Origin of the sequence: Microbispora sp. H10670, from assembly GCF_014161385.1 — a bacterium.
In the GTDB taxonomy this organism is placed as follows: domain Bacteria; phylum Actinomycetota; class Actinomycetes; order Streptosporangiales; family Streptosporangiaceae; genus Microbispora; species Microbispora triticiradicis.
On record NZ_JABBWW010000007.1, the window covers coordinates 131,865 to 150,893 of the forward strand.

The window sequence follows — 19,029 nt, forward strand, 5'->3', positions numbered from 1 at the left end:
GGCCAGTATGGGCTCATGTGCCGAAGCATCAAGACCCTGCGCCCGCCCTTCACCGACGAGGTGACCGAGGAGGACATCCGGGCGGCGGCCCTGCAGTACGTGCGGAAGGTCTCCGGGTTCCGCGCGCCCGCCGCGCACAACGCCGAGGCGTTCGACCACGCCGTGGAGGAGATCACGCGGGCCAGCGCCGAACTCCTCGCGTCCCTGCGGGTCCGCGGGACGCCCGCTTCCGCCTCAACCGCACAGGGATGAGAGGCGGCGGCCTGCCCGTCCTGACTGGAACGCTTTGCCGCAGCCGGGAAGCGTGTCACGATAAATGATCGCATCGGCGTTTCCGAGGGAGAGGGGGCGGACCGGTGCCACCTGCGATCGTCGGGCATGAAGGTCCCCTGGCCGGTCAGCGTTTCCCGATCGACGACAAGCCGATCACCTTCGGTCGCAGAGGCGACAACAGTGTGGTGATCACGAGCGAACGGGCCTCCCGCTTCCACGCGGAGGTGCGCCGCGAGGCCGAGGGATACGTGCTGCGCGACCGGGGCAGCAGCAACGGGACGCTGGTCAACGGCAGGCGGGTCACCACGCATGTGCTCCGGCCCGGCGACACGATCGCCATCGGAGGGGAGACGTTCCGCTTCGAGGCGTTCGACGACTCCGAGACGGTCATGGACACCTCCCTGATGCAGCGGTTCCGCCGGTCGGTCCCGGACGTCGAACCGGATCAGGTCCTGCACGTCACCGTCTCCGGCGGCGGGCCCGTCGGGCTGGCCTTCGCCCTGCTCCTCGAACATCTCATGGGGCACCGGGTCGCCATCACGATCTACGACGGCCGCTGGACCGAGGACGGGCCGCGGATCGTGTGGAAGAACGCCGCGCAGGGCAACAACCGGCGGCAGCAGGTCGTGACGGTGCAGAGCCGCCAGTATCTGAACCTTCCGGAGGACGTCCAGGCGCGGCTGTTCACCGAGGGGTCCTACAGCGAGATGTGGCCGGCCGGCCCGGACTCGATCCGCGGCCACGGCCCGCGGAACATCCGCATCGCCTACATCGAGGACACCCTGCTGGAGATGGCGAACGAGAGGTCCGCCCGCATCCGCCTGGTGCCGGAGAGATTCGACCCCGCGGAGCGCCACGACACCGTGGCCAGGGACCACGTGCTGGCCATCTGCGAGGGAGGGCGCTCGCGGACCCGCGAGCACTTCACCGACAGGTTCGGCCGGGCCGACGACTCGATCTTCTCGCTCGACGGCCGGCACGTGCAGGACGTGGTGCTCGGGATACGGGTGAAGTCCGCCCTGCCGGACCCCGCGATCGTGCTGCTGACCGTGGCGCAGAACCGGTTCCTCCTGAACTCGCTGCGCGGCGAGGGTTTCCTGAACATGCGCCTCACCGACGACGAGGCCGCGGAGGTCGTCGGCATCGACCCCGTCCGGCACGTGTTCGAGGAGTGCGTCGCCTCCAGTCCCTGCCTCATGGAGCGCACCGAGGACGGCGACTTCCACTGCTCGACCCACCACACGCTGTTCCTGCCCGCCCTGATCAGGGGTTCGGCACTGTGGAGGCGGGCGAAGGAGGGGCTCGCGCTCTTCGGCGTCGCCGACGGCGACGTGAGCGCGGTGACCGCCTTCCGGCTCGACATGGTGCAGCGGCCGCGGTTCACCGCCCGGTTGTACTCCCCCACGTCCACCACCCCGGGCACGTACGGCTTCCTCCTGGGGGACGCGGCCAACGCGATCCACTTCTGGCCCGGGCGGGGTCTCAACAGCGGGCTCGCGTCGGCCATCTCGCTGGCCCGGTCGCTCAACCGCAACTGGCGCGGCAGGCCGTTCCGCGACGCCGACTTCGTACGGCACGAGGCGGCGATGTCGATGCTGCAGTATCGGCACAAGAGCCGCGCGTGGAACGCGATGGTGACCACCGACGAGCAGGGGGTCACCCGGGCGATCAAGGACACGATCGTCCAGGGCATCGAGGAGGGCGGCGCCGGTTCGGACAGGGACGCGGACATCGACGCCCTGATGGAGCGCCTGCGGCAGATCCGCGACCGTCTGTCCCCACGCATTCCCGGCATGCCCGACGACGCGACCCTCCTCCGGCACCTGCGCGAGCTGCGGACCGAGACGCTGCGGACCCTGCTGATCAGCGGAGCCTGGGAGACGCTGACGGTCGGCGGCGAGGAGGTCGACATCGACATCTTCGACCAGCCGGTCTCCGCGCCGGCGCCCCCCGCGGCGTCCGCCGTGCCGCCCCCCGCCGAGAGGCCGCTGGTCACGCGACAGGCGGACGGACAGAACAGGCGGCCCGGGGTGGTCGCCGGAGGACCGGGTGACACGCTGCCCTCCGGCTGACGACGCATCGGACATCGGCTCCGAGAACCACGGAACCGGCCAGGGCCGTCCGGCGGAGTAGGGGTGAAGGGCGCGACGGCGCCCGTGGAAGGAAATCCCCTATGAACGGATACAACGGGTGGTGAGGACGGTCCCCGGCGGCACACGCCTCCCCTCGGCCGCGGCGGGTCCCCGGCCCGGCGACGACGAGGCGAAAGACAGCGGTCCGGAACACGCCCCGGCGACGTGTCCCGGCGTGAACGGCGACGAGCCGGACGACGGCGAGGCGAGCGACGCCCGGCTGATCGAGGCGTCGCTGCGCGCGCCCGAGCGGTTCGCCGGCGTCTTCGACCGGCACGCGGACGAGATCCACGCCTACGCCGGTCGCCGTCTCGGCCAAGAGCACGCCGACGACGTGACCGCGGAGACGTTCTTCGTGGCGTTCCGGAAGCGGCACCGCTACGACACGTCCCGCCCGGACGCCCGGCCCTGGTTGTACGGCATCGCGGGCAACCTCATCTCCGGGCACCGCCGGGCGGAGGTCCGCCGTCTGCGGGCACTGGCCCGCGCTCCGCACGACGCCGGCGAACGCGGCGCCCACGAGGAGGAGCGCGGAGCGGAGCGGGCGAGCGCCGCCGCGCTGCGGCCCGCGCTCGCGGCCGCCCTGGCGCGGCTGTCGTCCGCCGAGCGCGACCTGCTCCTGCTGGTCGCGTGGGCCGACCTCTCCTACGAGGAGGCGGCCGAGGCGCTGCGGATCCCCATCGGCACGGTGCGCTCGCGCCTGCACCGCGTGCGCGCGAAGCTGCGCCGCCATCTCGATCTTCCCCAGGAGGACTGACCATGATCGACGAGATCGACCTGGTGGCCCGTGAGCGGCCGCAGGCGCCCCCCTACTCCCTGGCCGCCAAGGCGGCCGTACGGCGCCGGCTGACCGGCCCGGGCAGGCCGCCGGTGCGCCCGCGCCCGTACGCGCTCCTGGCGAGCGGGGCCGCGCTGCTCGCCGGCGCGGGCGTCGTCGCCGTCGCCGCAGCCGGGCCCGGCCGGCCCGCGCCCCCGACCCGGGCCGGCGAGGTGGTCGTGACCCTGCCGAAGCTGTCGGCCATGTCGGCGGAGGAGGTGCTGGGCAGGGCGGCCCGCGCCGTGACCGACCTGTCCCCGCGCGACGACCAGTTCGTCAAGGTCGGCTCGCAGACGATGTACGAAGCCTCCATAGTCGGCGAGAACGAGAAGGAGTCCCGCTACCTCTACCGGACGAAGCGGACGATCTGGCTGTCCGCCGACGGCACCAGGGACGGCGCGCTCAAGATCGAACATCTGGAGCCCCGCGCCTATCCGGGGTGGCCGATCCCTCCGGAGGCGTACCGGGAGAAGGGCACGGAGTGGCTGGGGCTACCGGCCTGTGACAAGGTGAGCGACACCGCCTACACCATGTTGCAGAAGCTGCCCTCGGACCCGGAGAAGATGCGGGCCCACCTGTACGCCCGGCCGCACGGCGACCTCCCGTCCGACGCGGGGGCGTGGACGGCCGTGGGCGACCTGCTGCGGGAGACGTACGTGCCGGCGCCACAGCGGGCGGCGCTGTTCAAGGCCGCCGCGACGATCCCCGGGGTCACGGTCAGCGAGGACGTGGAGGACGCGGCGGGCCGGACCGGCATCGGCGTCGGCCGGGTCTCCCGCGGCGTGCGCGAGGAGGTCATCTTCGACCCGGCCACGTACGAACTGCTCGGCGAGCGCGGCGTCGTGGTGGACGCGCGGGAGGCCAGGGCGCCCGTGGGCAGCCTGGTGGCCTCCACCGCCCAGCTGGAGGTCACGGTCGACGACACCGCGCCCGAGGTGAAGGACCCTCACGGCGGCTGCCTCTGATCCCCGCCCGCGGAGCCGGCCGAACGCCCGGCGGGCTCCGCGGGCGCGAATTGTCGGTGGTGATCTCTAGCCTCCGGCACATGACAAACGCGACGCAGGCGTACAGCTACGCCGCGCCTTCGATGCTGGTGGACGGACGTCTCGGGCTGTCGACGTCCGGCGGCAGGGCCCTGAGCGGCCCGGCCGTCGCGCCGAGGTTCTTCAGCGGGGTGGTGACCCAGGCGGCGCCCGCGGCGGCGGCCCTGCTTGGCGTGGCCGACGTGGCCCTCACCCGCTATCACCAGCCGCGCCCGGGATGGACGCGCGACCCGGTCGTCACGTGCGGCGGCGACCGGCTGCGCTTCGAGTCGTTCTCCGCCTGCGGCGGCGTGTACGCCCGGCTCGACCTGCTGGGCGGCGCCCTCGACGGCGAGGTGTTCGACCGGGGGACGACGAACGTCGACGTCAACGGCCCGCTGCGGGAGGCGCTGGCCCGGGTGGGCGCGCGCGACCCGCTGCACCTCGGGGTCGGCGCCGACGAGCTCACCGTGACCACGCTCGACGGCGCGGTGGTCGAGAAGAAGGTGCCGCTGCCGGAGCGGTGGCTGCGGGGCTTCGCCGAGGTGCAGGTGATCGCGGCGCGCATGGACCTGCGGGCCGAGCTCCACGGGATGAGCGCGGTGCGGTTCCTGCGGTCCCTGCCCAAGCGGGCGGCGGCCGACCTGTGGGTCGCTCCCGCGGGCCGCGACCTGCGGGTCACCGACCGGCCCGGCCCGGGAGCGGTGTGCCTGTCCGGCGTCGGCCGCCTGGCGACGCTGCTGCCCCTGCTCCGCTTCGTCAGAAGCCTCAAGGTCTACGGCCCGGCCGCGCCCGGCGGCCCGGCGTCGAGCGCGTGGGAGCTGGAGCTGCCCGGAATGCGTTACACGCTGGTCCTGTCTCCGGAGCGCTGGCGCGGCTTCTCCGGCGAGGGCGCCGTGCTGGCCGACCTCGCCACCGACGAGGCCGAGGCCGACGCCGACGTGGTGGGCATGCTGCTCAACTTCGAACCCGAGGTGGAGATCGGCCTGCTCGCCGACCGCGCCGGGCTGTCCACCACGCGCGTGCGGGCCGCCCTCACCCAGCTCGGCACGGCCGGGCGGGTCGGCTACGACCTGAACGAGGCGGCGCACTTCCACCGCGAGCTGCCCTACGACAGGGAGCACGTGCAGCACCTCAACCCGCGGCTGACGTCCGCGCGGGCGCTGGCCGAGGCCGGCGCCGTGGAGATCGCGGGCGACACGGCGCGCGTACGGACCGACGGCGGGGTGCGGGAGGTCGGCCTGACCGACGGCTCGTGCACCTGCCCCTGGTGGTGGGACCACCGCGGCTCACGCGGGCCGTGCAAGCACGTGCTCGCGGCCAGGATCGTCGCGAGGACCACGCCTGCGCCGTCCGGCCTGGAGGCCGGCGTGGGGACCGGCGCCGAGACCGGCGTGGAGACGGCCCGATGAGCGCCTGGCAGGAGGTGCGCGACCTCGTCGCCGCGCGGGAGACGAAGACGCTGGCCGACCGCGTGATCGCGCTCACCGAGGCCGAGCGCGCCGAGGTGGCGAGACGGTTACCGGGCCTCCTCAAGGAGATGCGGGACACTGCCACGCGGATGACCCATGGGAGCCAAGGGGTTCACGACCTCGACGACGAGGACGACGAGGACTGGTGGACCGCCTGGGAGCGCCGCCGGACCGTGCGGGGCGCTCTCGCCGAGTTGGGCGCGCCGCTGCGGATCGCGGGTGCGGGGACGATCTCCGGGCCCGCCGCCGCGGCGGCCTGGCTGACCCGCCGCGAGCTCTACCCGGAGTGGGGGCCCGCCCCGGACCCGGCCGAGGTGGTCCGCGTGCTGGTCACCCGTCCGGCCGGCTGGCAGGCCGACGTGGCGGCCCGGCTCGCCGGGAAGATCCGCAGGGCGGACGACGTGCGAACCGCCCCGCTGGTGCTCGCGCTGCTGCGGGCCTCCGGCGTGACGCCGCCCGCGCACGATCCGCTCGTGGTCGCGTGGCTGACCGGCCCGGCGGCGGACGACGATCCGCTGCTCGGCTCGCTGTTGCCGCTGGTCTTCGGGGCCGAGGGCGCGGGCCGCGTTCTGCGCGAGGAACGGCTCACGCCGTCGCCCACGCCCTGGCTCGCCCTGATCGGGCGGCTCCTGCGTACCGGACGCGTGTCGCGGGCGGAGCTCCTGGACGGCTGCGTGAGCCGGTTCCTGCGCGGCGGCGACGCCGCGGACCTGCGCTTCTTCGTGCGCCTGCACGAACTGGTCAAACCGGCGCCGCAGGAGGCGGCCGGACGGGTCCGGGACTATCTGCGGCTGCTCCCCGCCGCCCCCGGCCCGGTCGCCGAGCTGGCCCTGACCCAGGTCGACCGCACCGGCCCCCACGACGACGCCGACGTCCAGGAGGCGATCGAGGCGCTGACCTTCAGGCCCGAGGCCAAGCTGGCCCGCGCCGGCCTGAGCCGGCTGGACCAGGAGGTGCGGCGGAGGCCCACCCGCGCCGGCGAACTGGCTCCCGCGCTCGTCACGGCGTTGGCGCACACTTCCGACGACGTACGGCGGCGAGCCGTCCGGATCGCGCTCAGACACGCCGCCGCGTTCGGCGCGGAGGGGAAGCCGATCGCCGACGCGGTACCGCTGCTGCCCGCCGATCTCGGCCGGGAACTCGCCGCGGTGTTCGGGGGCGACGTCACGGCCGAGGGGACGCCGGAGCCGTTCACTCCCGCTCCGCTGCCCGTCCTCCCCGAGCCCGGCCCGTTCCCCGCACCGTCGGTGGATCACACCGCATGGGATCTTCGCGAGTGGGTGGCGCGCGAGCAGTGGCTCGCCGGCTTCGTCGAGCGGGCGGGCAGGGACCGCGCGGCCCTGCGCGCGGCGCTCACCCCTGTCTTCCAGGACTTCTTTCCCCACCTGTACGACATGGAGAGCTGGCTCGATCCGGACGCCTGGATCGCCGCCCTGGCGAAGGAGGTGATCGCTCCCGGTACCGATCCCGGCGTGCCCGATCCCGAACCCGCCGGGCTGGGGCTCCTTGTGGGCATCACGTACTCGGCCCTCCGGCGGCTGTTCGGCGAGCCGGAGAGACCGGACCCCGCGGTGGACCTCCACCGGCGGAGCCGGCTGCCGGAACCCGCGCACGTCTCCTCGCCGCACATGTTCCTGCTGCACCGGCTCGACGAGATCTACCGGGCGCTGAGAGAAGGGACGCTGCCACCCGTCCTGCTCGCGACGCCGACGGTGATGACCGGGCACCTGGACCCCCGCGTGCTGGTGGACCGGCTGGAGCTGTGCGCCGCCGCGGGCGTGGAACCGCTGCCGGCGGACCTGCAGCAGGCGCTGCTGCGGCTGCCGAGGGGGTCCCATCCCTTCGCCGCCGAACGGGCCGCGCAGGTGCGATCACAGGCGGGGCCGGCCGTCGCCGCCTGGCTCGCCCGGGGCGGCCTGCCCGATCCCGAGACGGGGCTGAAGTGGGGCTACGTCGAGAACGCGCACGAGTACCTGTTCGAGGAGCGCGACCCGGGACACGTCGAGCAGGTGCGGCTGGTGCCGGTGCTGCGAGCGGAGCCGACCGGGCACCACCTCATCGACGAACTGCTGCGCGAGCCGTCGAAGTGGCGCCGGGACGATCACGGCTCCGTCATGGACTCGTGGCCGTCGATCCTCCCGTCGCATCGCGAGGTCGTCTCCGTCAACTATCTGCCCCACCTGCTCCACCAGTGGAACCACCCCGGGGTCTATCCGGCGTACCTGGAGGCGGTGGCGGACGCCGACGGCCCGCTCGGGGAGGCGACCGCGCTCATCATGGCCTACTTCCTGGCCGAGCGCCGCCCGGACCCGGTTCCGGCGCTGCTGCGGATGACGAGCCGGGGAGACCTGCCCGCCGAGGCGATCGGCCGTCAGCTCGCGCTGCTGCTGCGCCGCACCTGGTTCGAGACCCGGCCGGTGCTGGCGTCCCTGCGGGAGGCCGCGCATCAGGGAGCGCACGAGCAGGTGTGGGAGATCCTGCGGACCCTGCTGCCGGATCTGCTGCCCTCCGCCGGAGAGCGGCCGAGCGTCGTCCACACCGAGGCGGTGACGCTCGCCGCCGACGTGGCGGCCTGGGTGGGCGCCCGCGGCGAGATCCCGGCCGTTTCGGCGCACGCCCCCATGGGCCGGCCGAGCCGCCGAAGCCGCTTCGCCCGCGAATGCGCCCGCCTGTGTGCGCAGCTCGCGGGATGACCCGCGGCTGCGCCTGCCGGGAAGTCGTCTACCGGTGAGCCGGGCGGGTCACTTGCACTGTTCGAGCATCGCGTCCTTGTCGGCGGAGGTCACCGGCAGGTCGTACTTGAGGGCGACCTGGGCGAACCGCACGGCGTAGGAGCAGCGGATGTCGCGGCGGGGCGGCAGCCAGGTGGCCGGGCCGGAGTCGCCCTTGGAGCCGTTGGTGGAGCCGTCGACGGGCATGAGGTTGAGCGGGTCGTTGGCGATCTGCTTGCGCTTGCTCTCGCTCCACCGCGACGCGCCCATCTGCCAGTCGTACGACAAGGGCATGACGTGGTCGATCTGGACCTTCGCGGCGTCCGACTTGCTCCAGTCGATCTTCTTGCCGGTGTACGGGTCGTACAGCTTCATGGTGACGATGACGCAGTTCGACCCGCCGCGGTACTCGACGCCGTCGCCGTCCCGCTTGAGCATGTCGTTGCGGGTGTCGCAGCCGTTGCGCCCCCAGGGAATGCCGTCCACGTTGTCGGCCCAGGCGTAGCCGAACTTGTCCCGGTCGTAGCCGGTCTTCGCGCCGCGGCCCTTCGTCGCCACCTTGCCGATGAGGTCACGGGCCTTCGCCCGGTCCTTGTCCTCGGTGAGAGCCTTCAGCCCGGGGCCGGTGCCGTCGGGGTTGTCGAGCGGGTTGACGCCGTGATCCTCGCCAGAGCCACTGCTCCCGCCGCCGCTCTGACCCGCGGGCTCCGCGGCGAGATCGCCTATCCGCCCGCATCCCGTCAGCAACATCACAGCCGCCGCGGCAGCGGCGGTCAATCGGGTACCTCGCCCGCTCAAAGCTACCCCTAGGTAGAGAAATATCTGGAATATCCCCCTAGATATAGCAAAGCGTAAAAAGTTGGCAAAGGAGGCGCGCCTGGAGATCTACAAGGGGCGGCCACGGATGGCCGCTCACGGCCGCCTGGAAGGGCGGGCAGGGGTCGCCGCGGCGAGTCCAGCGCGCCGGAGGCGCAACGACGAAGGGCGTGGCATGATGCCACGCCCTTCGCTCAGGTTCTGGGAATCAGACGGGGATCCAGTCCTGCCAGACGATCTTGTTGGCCTCGACCCACTTCCGGGCGGCGTTCTCGGCGCTCATCTTGTTCTCGGCCATGTCGAACGCGACGGAGTTCTGGTCGTCGTTGGTCCAGACGAAGTTCTTGATCAGTTCGTACGCCTTGCCGCCGTTCCTGGCGAACTTCACGCTGACGATCTTGTCCAGCAGGTACGGCGGGTAGTCGCACTTGACCGTCTTGGGGTCGGCGTCGCACCCGATCGCGTACGGAGGGAGGCTGATCTTGACGAGCTTGAGCTGGTTGAACAGCCACTGGGGCTCGTAGAAGTACATGAGCAGCGGGGTCTCGTTCTCGGTGGCCTTGCGGGCCGCCGCGATCAAGGCGTCCTCGCTGCCGGAGTAGACCACCTTGTACGGCAGGTGCAGGTTCCTGATCAGCGCCTCGTCGTTGGTCACGAAGGACTTGTCACCGGCCAGGTACTGCCCCAGGCCGCCGCTCTTGTCGGTCTTGAACAGGTCCTTGTACTTGACCAGGTTGTGCCAGTCGGTGATGTCCGGATACTTCTTGACCATCCACTCGGGGACATACCACCCGAGGACGCCCTTGTTGCCGTTCTCCCCCGCGGTGACGGCGACCTTCTTCTGCTCGATGAACTCCTTCTTCAGCTCCGGGTGGGCCCAGTTCTCCAGGACCACGTCGACCGTGCCCTTCTCGAAGCCCTTCCAGGAGTCCGCCTCGCCGCTCTCGATCTTCTCCACCTTGTAACCGAGCTCGTGCTCCAGCAGGTAGGCGACCACCGCCGCGCTGGCCTCGTAGCCGATCCAGGGGTTGATCGCGATCTTCACCGTCTTCGTGCCGCCCGCCGCTCCCGCTCCGGCGGCGTCCGAACTCCCACTCGGGCTCCCGCCGCTGCAGGCGGTCATGACCAGCGCGAGCGACAGCACGCCGGTAAGGAGACGGATCCTCATATCTGACCTCATCTGATGTCGTACGGGCGGCGACCGCGAGCGGTGAGGCCGCGGCGACACCGGGAGAGTATTCCACAACGGGCGGGATGGGCCGCGATCTCCGCGGATCGCGGCCGGGAAGGGCTCCCCGCGCCCCGTACGTACGGGGCGCGGGAGGCGACCCTCAGGTGCTCAGGTCACTTGGGCATCCAGGCCTGCCACTTGGCCGTGTTGGCCTCGACCCACTTCTTGGCCGCGTCCTCGGCGGACATGCCGTTGTTGGTCATGTCGTCGGCGACGGAGTTCTGGTCGTCGTTCGTCCACTGGAAGTTCTTGACGAGGTCGTACGCCTTGCCGCCGGTGTCGGCGAACTTCTTGCTCACGATCTTGTCCAGGTCGTACGGCGGGTAGTCGCAGGCGACCTTCTTGGGGTCGCTGTCGCAGCCCTCCTCCCAGGCCGGGAGGTTGATCTTGACCAGCTTGACCTGGTTGAACAGCCACTGCGGCTCGTAGAAGTACATGAGCAGGGGCTTCTTCTGGTCGGTCGCCTGCTTGGCGGCCTTGATCAGCGCGGCCTCGCTGCCGGCGTACACGACCTTGTAGTCGAGCTTGAGGTTCTTGACCAGCGCCTCGTCGTTGGTGACGTAGGAGGGGTCGCCGTCGAGAAGCTGGCCCTTGCCGCCCGACTCCGAGGTCTTGAACAGGTCGGCGTACTTGTTCAGGTTCTTGTAGTCGGTGATGTCGGGGTACTTCTGCGCCATCCACTCGGGCACGTACCAGCCGATGACGCCCTTGTTGCCGGTGCTGCCCGCCTCGACGGCGATCTTCTTCTCCTCGATGTACTTCTTCTTGAGGTCGTCGTGACCCCAGTTCTCGAGGACGACGTCGACGTCACCCGACTCCATGCCCTGCCAGGACGGCTCCTCGGCGAGCGTCACCTTCTCGACCTTGTAGCCGAGCTCGTGCTCCAGCAGGTACGACACCACGGCGGCGTCGGCCTCGTAGCCCACCCAGGGGTTCACGGCGATCTTGACGGTGCCCGCCGCGGACGCGGCCGCCGAGCCCGCCGCGCTCGCGCTCGGGGCGGCTTTCGAGTCGTCCTCTACCTTGGCGCCTCCGCAGGCGGTCGCGGCGAGGCCGAGAGCGATGACCCCTGCGATCAGGCGTAGCTTCTTCATGCGTTCCTCTTCTTGTGGGGAGAGCGGCGCCCGTTGGCGCCTTGCGTGATCCGGTCGAGCATCACGCCGAGGAGGACCAGGGCGACGCCGGCGGCGAAGCCTTTGCCGTAGTCCTCCTGCTGGGCGATTCCGGCCACGACGTCGTATCCGAGGGCGCCCGCGCCGACGAGCGCACCGATCACCACCATCGCCAGCGTCATGACGATGCCCTGGTTCGCCGCGAGCAGCAACGAGCTGCGCGCCATCGGCAGCTGGACCTTCCACAGCAGCTGCCGGTCGGTGGAGCCAGCCGACCTGGCCGCCTCGATCACGGTGGCGGGCACCGCCCGCAGGCCGTCCTCGACGAGGCGGGCGACCACCGGCACCGCGTAGATGAGCGAGGCCACGATCGCCGTGAAGCGGCCGTTATTGAACAGCGCCACGGCCGGCAGCAGATAGGAGAACGACGGCATCGTCTGCGCGGCGTCCAGGACGGGCCGCAGCCCGGCGGCGAACCACCGGGACCTCGCCGCCGCCACGCCGAGCGCGAGCCCCACCGCGATCGTGATCAGCGAGGCGACCAGCACGATCGTCAGCGTCTCCATGCCGTGCTCCCACAGGTGCAGCGCGGCGACGCCCACCAGGCAGGCCGCGGCGACCAGGCCGGCCGCGGGACCGCTCACCCGCCAGGCGAACCCCAGCACCGCCACCGTGACCAGCCACCAGGGAGCGCTGGTCAGCACGTCCTGCAGCGGGTTGAGCAGTCCGTACGCCACCGTGTCGTTGAGGAAGCCGGTGAAGACGTACCAGTGCGCCTCGATCCAGCCGACCACGTCGTTGATGGGCCGGACGACCTGCACCTGCCACTGCTCGGGGAACTCCGGCGCGAGCACCGGGGTCAGGGCGATCCCGGCGGCGGTCAGGACGGCGAGGCCGCCCCAGCGGACCGCCCTCGCCCGGCGCCCGCCCTCGCGCCGCCGTGCCGCCGCCCTGGTCACCCGGTCGAGCACGATGGCGATCAGCACGATCGCGACACCGGGCACCAGCGCGGCGCCCACGTTGACCCGCGCGAGCGCCCGGATCAGGTCGACGCCGAGCCCGGGCGCCGCGATCAGCGCGACGAGCGGCACCATCGACAGCGCGGCGGCGATCGTCTGGTTGACCCCCAGCATGATCGTGTTCAGCGCCAGCGGCAGGCGCACCTTCATGAGCGTCTGCCAGCCGGTGGCGCCGAGCGACTCCGACGCCTCGACCGTCACACCGGGCACCCGCTGGACGGCCAGCGCGGTGATCCTGATCGCCGGCGGCATCGCGTAGATCATCGTGGCGATCGTCGCGGACGCCGGACCGATCAGGAACAGCAGCAGGATCGGCGACAGGTAGGAGAAGGTCGGCATGATCTGCATCACGTCGAGCACCGGGGTGACGATCCGGCGGACGCGGGCCGAGCGGCCGGCCCAGATCCCCAGGGGGATGCCGATCAGCAGCGACAGCGACACCGCCGACAGCGTCAGCGCGAGCGTGTCGACGCTCGCCTCCCAGAAGCCGAGCACGCCGACGCCGGCGAAGCCCGCCGCCGCGACGAGCGCGATCCGCCATCCGCCGGCCAGCCAGCCGAGACCGGCGGCGAGACCGATGAGCCCGGGCCAGCCCAGCGCGACCAGCCCGCCCTGGACCAGCGTGTAGAGCTCCGCCACGCCCAGCCGGATGTAGTTGACGAGGTACAGGAAGATCGGGCTGCTGTTGCGGTTGGCGTCCACCCAGTCACGGGCGTCGTTGAGCCAGTGGAACAGGGCGGCGTCGTCGTCGTGCGGCAGCACGGCCGTGCCGCGGAAGGCCGCGTAGAGCGCCACCACCGCGACCACTCCCGCGGCGGGGGCGGCCCATCGCGCGAGGCGCCGGACCCGCGCCGGACCGGGCACGGGCGGCGCGGGGGGCGCCGCCGTCCGCACAGGTGCGCTCACCACTACGCCTCCCCGCTCACGCCCGCGGAGACCTGCGGGGCTTCGGTCCTGGGCCGCACCGCGCCGAGGATGTCGACCCGGCTCACCACGCCGACCAGCTCGCCTCCGTCGACGACGCGGATCGGCCGGTCCGACCCCATCGCGGCCGGAACCGCGTCGTGGATGACGGTGCCGGCGGGAAGCTCGGGACCGTCGAGCGGCTCGCCCGGCTCGGGGTCGCGGCAGATCCAGCGCAGCGACAGCACCTGGGCCCGGGGGACGTCCCGCACGAAGTCGGCCACGTAGTCGTCCGCGGGCGCCCCCACCAGTTCCTCGGGAGTGCCGACCTGCACGATCGCGCCGGCCCGCATGATGGCGATGCGCTCGCCCAGCTTCAGGGCCTCGGACAGGTCGTGGGTGATGAAGACCATGGTCTTGCCGACCTCGCGGTGCAGCCGGATGACCTCGGCCTGCATGTCGCGCCGGATCAGCGGGTCGAGCGCGCTGAACGGCTCGTCGAACAGCAGCACCTCCGGGTCGACGGCCAGCGCGCGGGCCAGGCCGACGCGCTGCTGCATGCCGCCGGAGAGCTGCTCGGGATAGGAGTCCTCGTGCCCCTCCAGCCCGACCAGCGACAGGATCCGGCCGGCCTTCTCGTGCCGCTCGGCCTTCCCCATGCCCTGGATCTCCAGGCCGTACGCGACGTTGTCCACGACCCTGCGGTGCGGCAGGAGACCGAAGTGCTGGAAGACCATGCTCACCCGGTGGCGGCGCAGATCCCGCAGTTGCCTGGCCGACATGGCGCACACGTCCTGGCCGTCGATCCGCAGCTCGCCCGCCGTCGGCTCGATCAGCCGGGTGAGACAGCGTACGAGCGTCGACTTGCCGCTGCCCGACAGGCCCATGACGACGAAGACCTCACCCGGCCGCACCTGGAAGCTGACGTCCCTGACGGCGGCGGTGCAGCCCGTCTTCGCCCGCAGCTGCGCGGGTTCGAGATCGGCGTCGGGGCTGCCGATGATCCTGCCGGCCTTGGGACCGAAGATCTTCCAGAGCCCGCGAACCTCGATCGCGGCTGTGCCCACTGTGACTTCCCCTCACTTCGCGGTCGCCCGCGAGGCGGCGTGGACGCCCGGAAACGCCACAGCACGGCGCGGAGGCTGCCGCTCGCACGCCGTGGATGAAGAGCGGGGGGCCAACGACTCCTCAGGGCACACGCACAGGCGTTGCGCAACTCGCAACACGGATCCTGTTTGACAACAGGACTGAGGCTAGGCCCCAATCGCCCCACTTATGGGGAAAAATGCCTTCTGCTCGCCATATCGTGACCGTCCGGTGATCTTTACAATCACCGGACGTTCCGGGCGGTGAAGAAATGGCAGCGCGCGGTGAGAACGTGGCGGCACGGCCGAGTGCCCGGCGGCGCGGTAGAAGTGCCCGGACGCGCGACACGGCCGCGCCCACGAGGGCGCGGCCGTGCCGGTGAGCGGGATGTCAGAGGCCGTACTCCTTGGAGATCCGCTCGTGCCGCTCGGCCTCGATGCCGACCTCGCGGGCGAGGTCGAGCCAGGCCAGCGGGTGGGACCACTGCTCGGTGACGTCGTCCAGGACGGCGTCCAGATCCGCCGGCCGTACGGCGGGCGGGATCGCGATCCAGCCGAACACGCCGGGAAGCTGCTCGCCGCTGGCCGGGTGGGTGACGCGGTAGTTCTCGTCGCTGTAGACCCACATCGGCCAGCCGCGCTCGGCCAGGACCTCGTTGAACTCGGTCCACTCGTCCTCCGTCGGCGCGGCGCCGTCGAAGAACCAGCTCGTGTAGCCGCCGGGACGCAGCATCGTCACCCCGGCGAAGGGGATCACGAAGCTCTCCCGCTCCTCCTCGCCCTCCGGGATCGGCTCCAGCGGCCGGGGGTCGATCACGACCACGTCGCCCGCGTTGTACTCCATGCCGCGCGGCTGCGGGATCGCGAGGCGGGCGGTGGCCGGGCCGGTCCGTACGGCGAGGACCTCCCGCTGGCTGCCGTCGGGGGCCGGGAGGATCACCCGGACGAGGTGCCACTCCTCCTCGATCGGGCCCTCGCCCGCCTCGATCGGCATGCCGAGCCCGGTCGCGGCGGACCGTACGGTCGCCCAGTCCTCCACGGCGGTGGACATGACGATGACCCGCCAGACGTCCTCCTCCTCGGCCTCGCCCGTCTCCAGCAGCGGCTTGAGGATCTCGGCCGCCTTGGCGTTGTCGCCGAGCTGCTGGACGGCGCCCGACCACAGGCGGCGCGCCTCCAGCCCGCCGCCGTTGGCGACGGCCAGCTCCGCCTCGGCCGCCGTCTGCTCCCACCGCTCACGCGCGCGGTGGAGCCGGGCGAGCGCGAGGTGGGAGGCGGTCTCCGGGAGCCGGGCCGCGAGGCTCTCCACCCGCTCGTCCTGACGGGCCTCGATCAGCAGGCCGGTGAGGTAGGCGAGGTCCTCCTCGCCCGCCGCGGCCGGGTCGCCGTCCTCGGCGACCGCCTTCCAGTAGATGTCGGCGCCCACCCCGGGGTAGCCGAGGAACCCGAGGGTGGTGGTGTGCCGGCGGGTGGCCTCCAGGTCGGTGCCCGACAGCGGCCACAGCCAGCCCACCCACCGCTCGGGGTCGGCCGTGCTGCCGTCGGCTGCGTCGAAGTAGGCCACCAGCTCGTCGCGGGGGCCGGGGGCCGGGGCCTCCGCGGCGGCGCCGGCGGCCGCGCGCAGCTCGGCCACCCGATCCGCCAGGCCCTCGGTCGCGCGGAGGCCGGCGAGGGCCGCCTCCGCCTCGTCCGCGAGCAGGCGGGCCTGCCACAGGCCCTGCCGCGCGACGGCCAGGTGCCCGGCGGTGAGAGCGAGCTCGAAGCGGGCGCGGTGGCCGCCCATCGTCTCGAAGTACGTCATCCACTGGCGCAGGATGCGGCCGAGCTGCCAGCTGTTGGCGATCGAGCCGCCGCCCGTGACCAGCATGCGGACGGTGTGCGCCCACTCGACCCACTCCCGCGGGTGGTCCCCCACCACGTCGAGGTCGGGCAGGGCCTCCACGGCCTCCTGCGTGCGGCCGAGCGTGGCCAGCACCAGCGACCGGAGCAGGGCCTCACGGCGGCCCTTCGCGACCGGGTCGTCGGGCTTGAAGCCGGTCGAGGCGTCCAGCGCGGTCAGGGCGTCGTCGGGACGTCCGGCGGCGAGCAGCGCGCGCACGGAGGCGGCGCCCAGCTCCCAGCTCGCCTCGCGCCCGGCCCCGCGCAGCCGCTCGACGGCCGCCTCCGCGTACGTGACGCCCTCGGCCGCCTGACCGGCGTCGACGAGCGCCGCGACGTACTGCGTGACCAGGCCGGAGAAGGCGAGCGAGTCGGGGCCCACGCCGTCGAGGGCGGCGCCGAGCGAGCTCAGCCGGGTGGCGGCGTAGCCGGGGCCGTCGGTGTTGGCCTGGGTGATGGCCAGGACCTCCACTCCGCCGGGGGCGGCGGGGCAGTCGCTGACGTCTCCCCGCTCCGCGAACTCCGCCAGCGAGGCGGCGTCGTCGAGCGCGACCCCGCCCATGGCGCGGTCGCCCACCCGCCCCAGCAGGTGCCAGTAGCGGGCGAAGAGCTCCAGCCACGGCTTCTCAAGGGACTCGGCGTGCTGCGTGATGGCCGGCGCTACGACGTCCAACTGGGCGAATCGGCCCTCGAGCGCCTGCGCGGGCACGTCGCCCAGCGCCATGGCGAGCCCCGTGTTGCCCGCCTCGTGCAGTTCACGCTGGGTGCCGCCGACCCAGGCCCAGATGTCCACGTCCATGGGCAGCCAGTCTGCCAGGTCGCCGACCATGACCCAAACAGCGCGCCGACCCGAGCAGCACGCCGACCCGAGCAGCACGCTGCTGTGCTCGGCTTCCGCCTCAGCGGGTGAGAGCCACCTGGGAGGCCTCCCCGAGCAGCCCGGTGAGCTCGGTCAGCTCCGCGGGGCCGAGCACGGAGAAGGCGCGGGCGAGCAGGTCGTCGGTGAGCTCCTCCGCCCTGGCCCTGCGCTCGGCCGCCTCGGGCGAGGGCTCCGGGTACGGCCCGGGCCACCCGAGGAACCGGGCGAAGCCGGCCGTGCTGTCGTACGAGACGGGCGCCCCGACGCCGTCCCCGCCGACGAGCGTGGCGTCCAGCGGGCCCACACCGCAGGTCACCACGGCCACCGCGTGCAGGGCGCCGCGCAGTTCCCGCACGACGTGGAGCAGATGGGCCGTCAGGGCCGGCCCGCCGTCCGGGCGGGGCATGGCCCGCCACCCGGCGAACAGCGGCGCGCAGAAAGGGTCGGAGCGGTCGGCGACGACGGCGAGGAGCTCCGACAGCCGGTCGGCGTCCCGCAGCCCGGCGAGCCTGCGCCGCCCCCAGTCGTGGCAGGCGGAGGCGTAGAGCGCGGCGGCCTCCTCGGCCGGGAGCTTGCGCCCGCCCTCCCACGACTCGCGGACGTGTCCGGCGTGGAAGAAGACGACCGCGGCGACCACGACGTCCGCGTCCACCTCGCCGAGGACCCCGCACCTGCCCCGGAAGTACATCTCACGGCCGCCGAGGCCGTGCCGCTCGCACAGTGCCTTGACCTCTCGCGAGAGCATGAAGCCCCCGCCGAGACGCCCGATCGCCGCCTTCGTCCGCACCACCGCGTCACGCGGATCCATCCACCCTCCCAGGTTCGGATCTGAGACTCAGAGTGAAGGATCAGAACAACCTTCCGCAAGCGTCCGGGACGATCAGAGGACGGCCGGCCACTCGCCCGAGGCGACGAGGACGGCGGGGCCGGCCAGGTGGCTCGTGTCCTCGGTGAGCGTGACGGTCACCGTGCCGCCGAGCACCCGGACCTCCCAGGTCCCGGTCGTCTCGCCGGCCGCGCGGGCGGCCGCGACGGCCGTCGCGACGGCGCCGGTGCCGCACGAGCGCGTCTCCCCCGACCCCCGCTCGTGCACGCGCATGGACACCGTACGGCCGCCCACGGCGTTGAAGAGCTCGACATTGACGCCCTCCGGGTAGACCTCCCGGTCGAACTCGGGCTCCCGGCCGAGGTCGAGCCCCGACACCGGCTCCTCGACCAGGCACGCGAGGTGGGGGTTGCCCATGTTCACGTTGACGCCGCGATACTCGCGCCCGCCGACGACCGCGTGGCTCTCCCCCAGCACCCGGGGCCTGCCCATGTCGGTGGAGACGTCGCCCGACGCGCCGAGCCGTACGCGCTTGACCCCTCCGCGCGTCGCGACGGCGAACTCGCCGGGCGCCGCGAGGCCCGCGTCCACCAGGTAGCGGGCGAAGACCCGGAGGCCGTTGCCGCACATCTCGGCGATGCTGCCGTCGGCGTTGCGGTAGTCCATGAACCACTCGGCCTCATCGGACTGCTCGGCCGTCTCCGGGCACAGCTTGGCGCGGACGACACGCAGCACGCCGTCCGCCCCGATGCCCGTACGCCGGTGGCACAGCGCCGCGACCTGCGGGGCGCTCAGGTCGAGCCGGGCGTCCGGGTCCGGCAGGATGACGAAGTCGTTCTCGGTGCCGTGTCCCTTCACAAACCGCATGCGGTG

General features: G+C 72.4%; 14 protein-coding genes. 6 read left to right on the forward strand and 8 right to left on the reverse strand.

The window, feature by feature from the left end:
• Positions 1–15: 15 nt before the first annotated feature.
• The 6 genes from HHX33_RS12760 (at position 16) to HHX33_RS12785 (ending at position 8,409) form a co-directional block, all read left to right on the forward strand.
• Positions 16–252 carry a DUF2277 domain-containing protein gene (locus HHX33_RS12760; RefSeq protein ID WP_117409311.1) on the forward strand — a complete coding sequence of 79 codons (237 nt, stop codon included), beginning with the start codon at positions 16–18 and terminating at the stop codon, positions 250–252.
• 104 nt (positions 253–356) lie between these two features.
• The gene (locus HHX33_RS12765; protein WP_182874763.1) at positions 357–2,345 is read left to right on the forward strand and encodes an FHA domain-containing protein; all 1,989 of its coding nucleotides are present in this window, start codon (positions 357–359) and stop codon (positions 2,343–2,345) included.
• Between the two features lie 118 nt (positions 2,346–2,463).
• Positions 2,464–3,162: an RNA polymerase sigma factor gene (locus tag HHX33_RS12770; RefSeq protein ID WP_310741348.1), complete on the forward strand. Its 699-nt coding sequence runs from the start codon at positions 2,464–2,466 to the stop codon at positions 3,160–3,162.
• 2 nt (positions 3,163–3,164) lie between these two features.
• On the forward strand, positions 3,165–4,187 hold the full coding sequence (locus HHX33_RS12775) for a CU044_5270 family protein (RefSeq protein WP_182874764.1): 1,023 nt from the start codon (positions 3,165–3,167) through the stop codon (positions 4,185–4,187).
• An 80-nt stretch (positions 4,188–4,267) separates the two neighbouring features.
• Complete coding sequence (locus HHX33_RS12780; RefSeq protein WP_182874765.1) at positions 4,268–5,656, forward strand: SWIM zinc finger family protein; 1,389 nt, start codon at positions 4,268–4,270, stop codon at positions 5,654–5,656.
• The gene (locus HHX33_RS12785; RefSeq protein WP_182874766.1) at positions 5,653–8,409 is read left to right on the forward strand and encodes a DUF6493 family protein; all 2,757 of its coding nucleotides are present in this window, start codon (positions 5,653–5,655) and stop codon (positions 8,407–8,409) included. Before HHX33_RS12780 ends, HHX33_RS12785 begins: the two co-directional genes overlap by 4 nt.
• A gap of 48 nt (positions 8,410–8,457) precedes the next feature.
• Here the strand turns inward: HHX33_RS12785 and HHX33_RS12790 are convergent, their stop codons facing one another.
• The 8 genes from HHX33_RS12790 to dapF all read right to left on the reverse strand — a co-directional run bounded on the left by HHX33_RS12790 (position 8,458) and on the right by dapF (position 19,023).
• On the reverse strand, positions 8,458–9,177 hold the full coding sequence (locus tag HHX33_RS12790; RefSeq protein WP_182874767.1) for an HNH endonuclease family protein: 720 nt from the start codon (positions 9,175–9,177) through the stop codon (positions 8,458–8,460).
• 274 nt (positions 9,178–9,451) lie between these two features.
• Positions 9,452–10,411: an ABC transporter substrate-binding protein gene (locus HHX33_RS12795; RefSeq protein WP_220501758.1), complete on the reverse strand. Its 960-nt coding sequence runs from the start codon at positions 10,409–10,411 to the stop codon at positions 9,452–9,454.
• A 176-nt stretch (positions 10,412–10,587) separates the two neighbouring features.
• Positions 10,588–11,568 (reverse strand): ABC transporter substrate-binding protein, encoded by a 981-nt coding sequence (locus HHX33_RS12800; protein WP_182874769.1) that lies wholly within the window; start codon positions 11,566–11,568, stop codon positions 10,588–10,590.
• Positions 11,565–13,511: an ABC transporter permease gene (locus HHX33_RS12805; RefSeq protein WP_310741349.1), complete on the reverse strand. Its 1,947-nt coding sequence runs from the start codon at positions 13,509–13,511 to the stop codon at positions 11,565–11,567. Before HHX33_RS12805 ends, HHX33_RS12800 begins: the two co-directional genes overlap by 4 nt.
• 2 nt (positions 13,512–13,513) lie before the next feature.
• Positions 13,514–14,575, reverse strand: coding sequence for a glycine betaine/L-proline ABC transporter ATP-binding protein (locus HHX33_RS12810; protein ID WP_310741350.1), 1,062 nt, complete (start codon positions 14,573–14,575; stop codon positions 13,514–13,516).
• A 409-nt stretch (positions 14,576–14,984) separates the two neighbouring features.
• Positions 14,985–17,270, reverse strand: a complete 2,286-nt coding sequence (locus HHX33_RS37165) for a tetratricopeptide repeat protein (protein ID WP_182874770.1) — start codon at positions 17,268–17,270, stop codon at positions 14,985–14,987.
• Positions 17,271–17,370: 100 nt separating this feature from the next.
• Entirely contained in the window at positions 17,371–18,138 is a 768-nt protein-coding gene (locus HHX33_RS12820) for an SCO6745 family protein (RefSeq protein ID WP_182874771.1), read from the reverse strand.
• A gap of 72 nt (positions 18,139–18,210) precedes the next feature.
• Positions 18,211–19,023: a diaminopimelate epimerase gene (dapF, locus tag HHX33_RS12825; RefSeq protein ID WP_182874772.1), complete on the reverse strand. Its 813-nt coding sequence runs from the start codon at positions 19,021–19,023 to the stop codon at positions 18,211–18,213.
• Positions 19,024–19,029 lie beyond the last annotated feature (6 nt).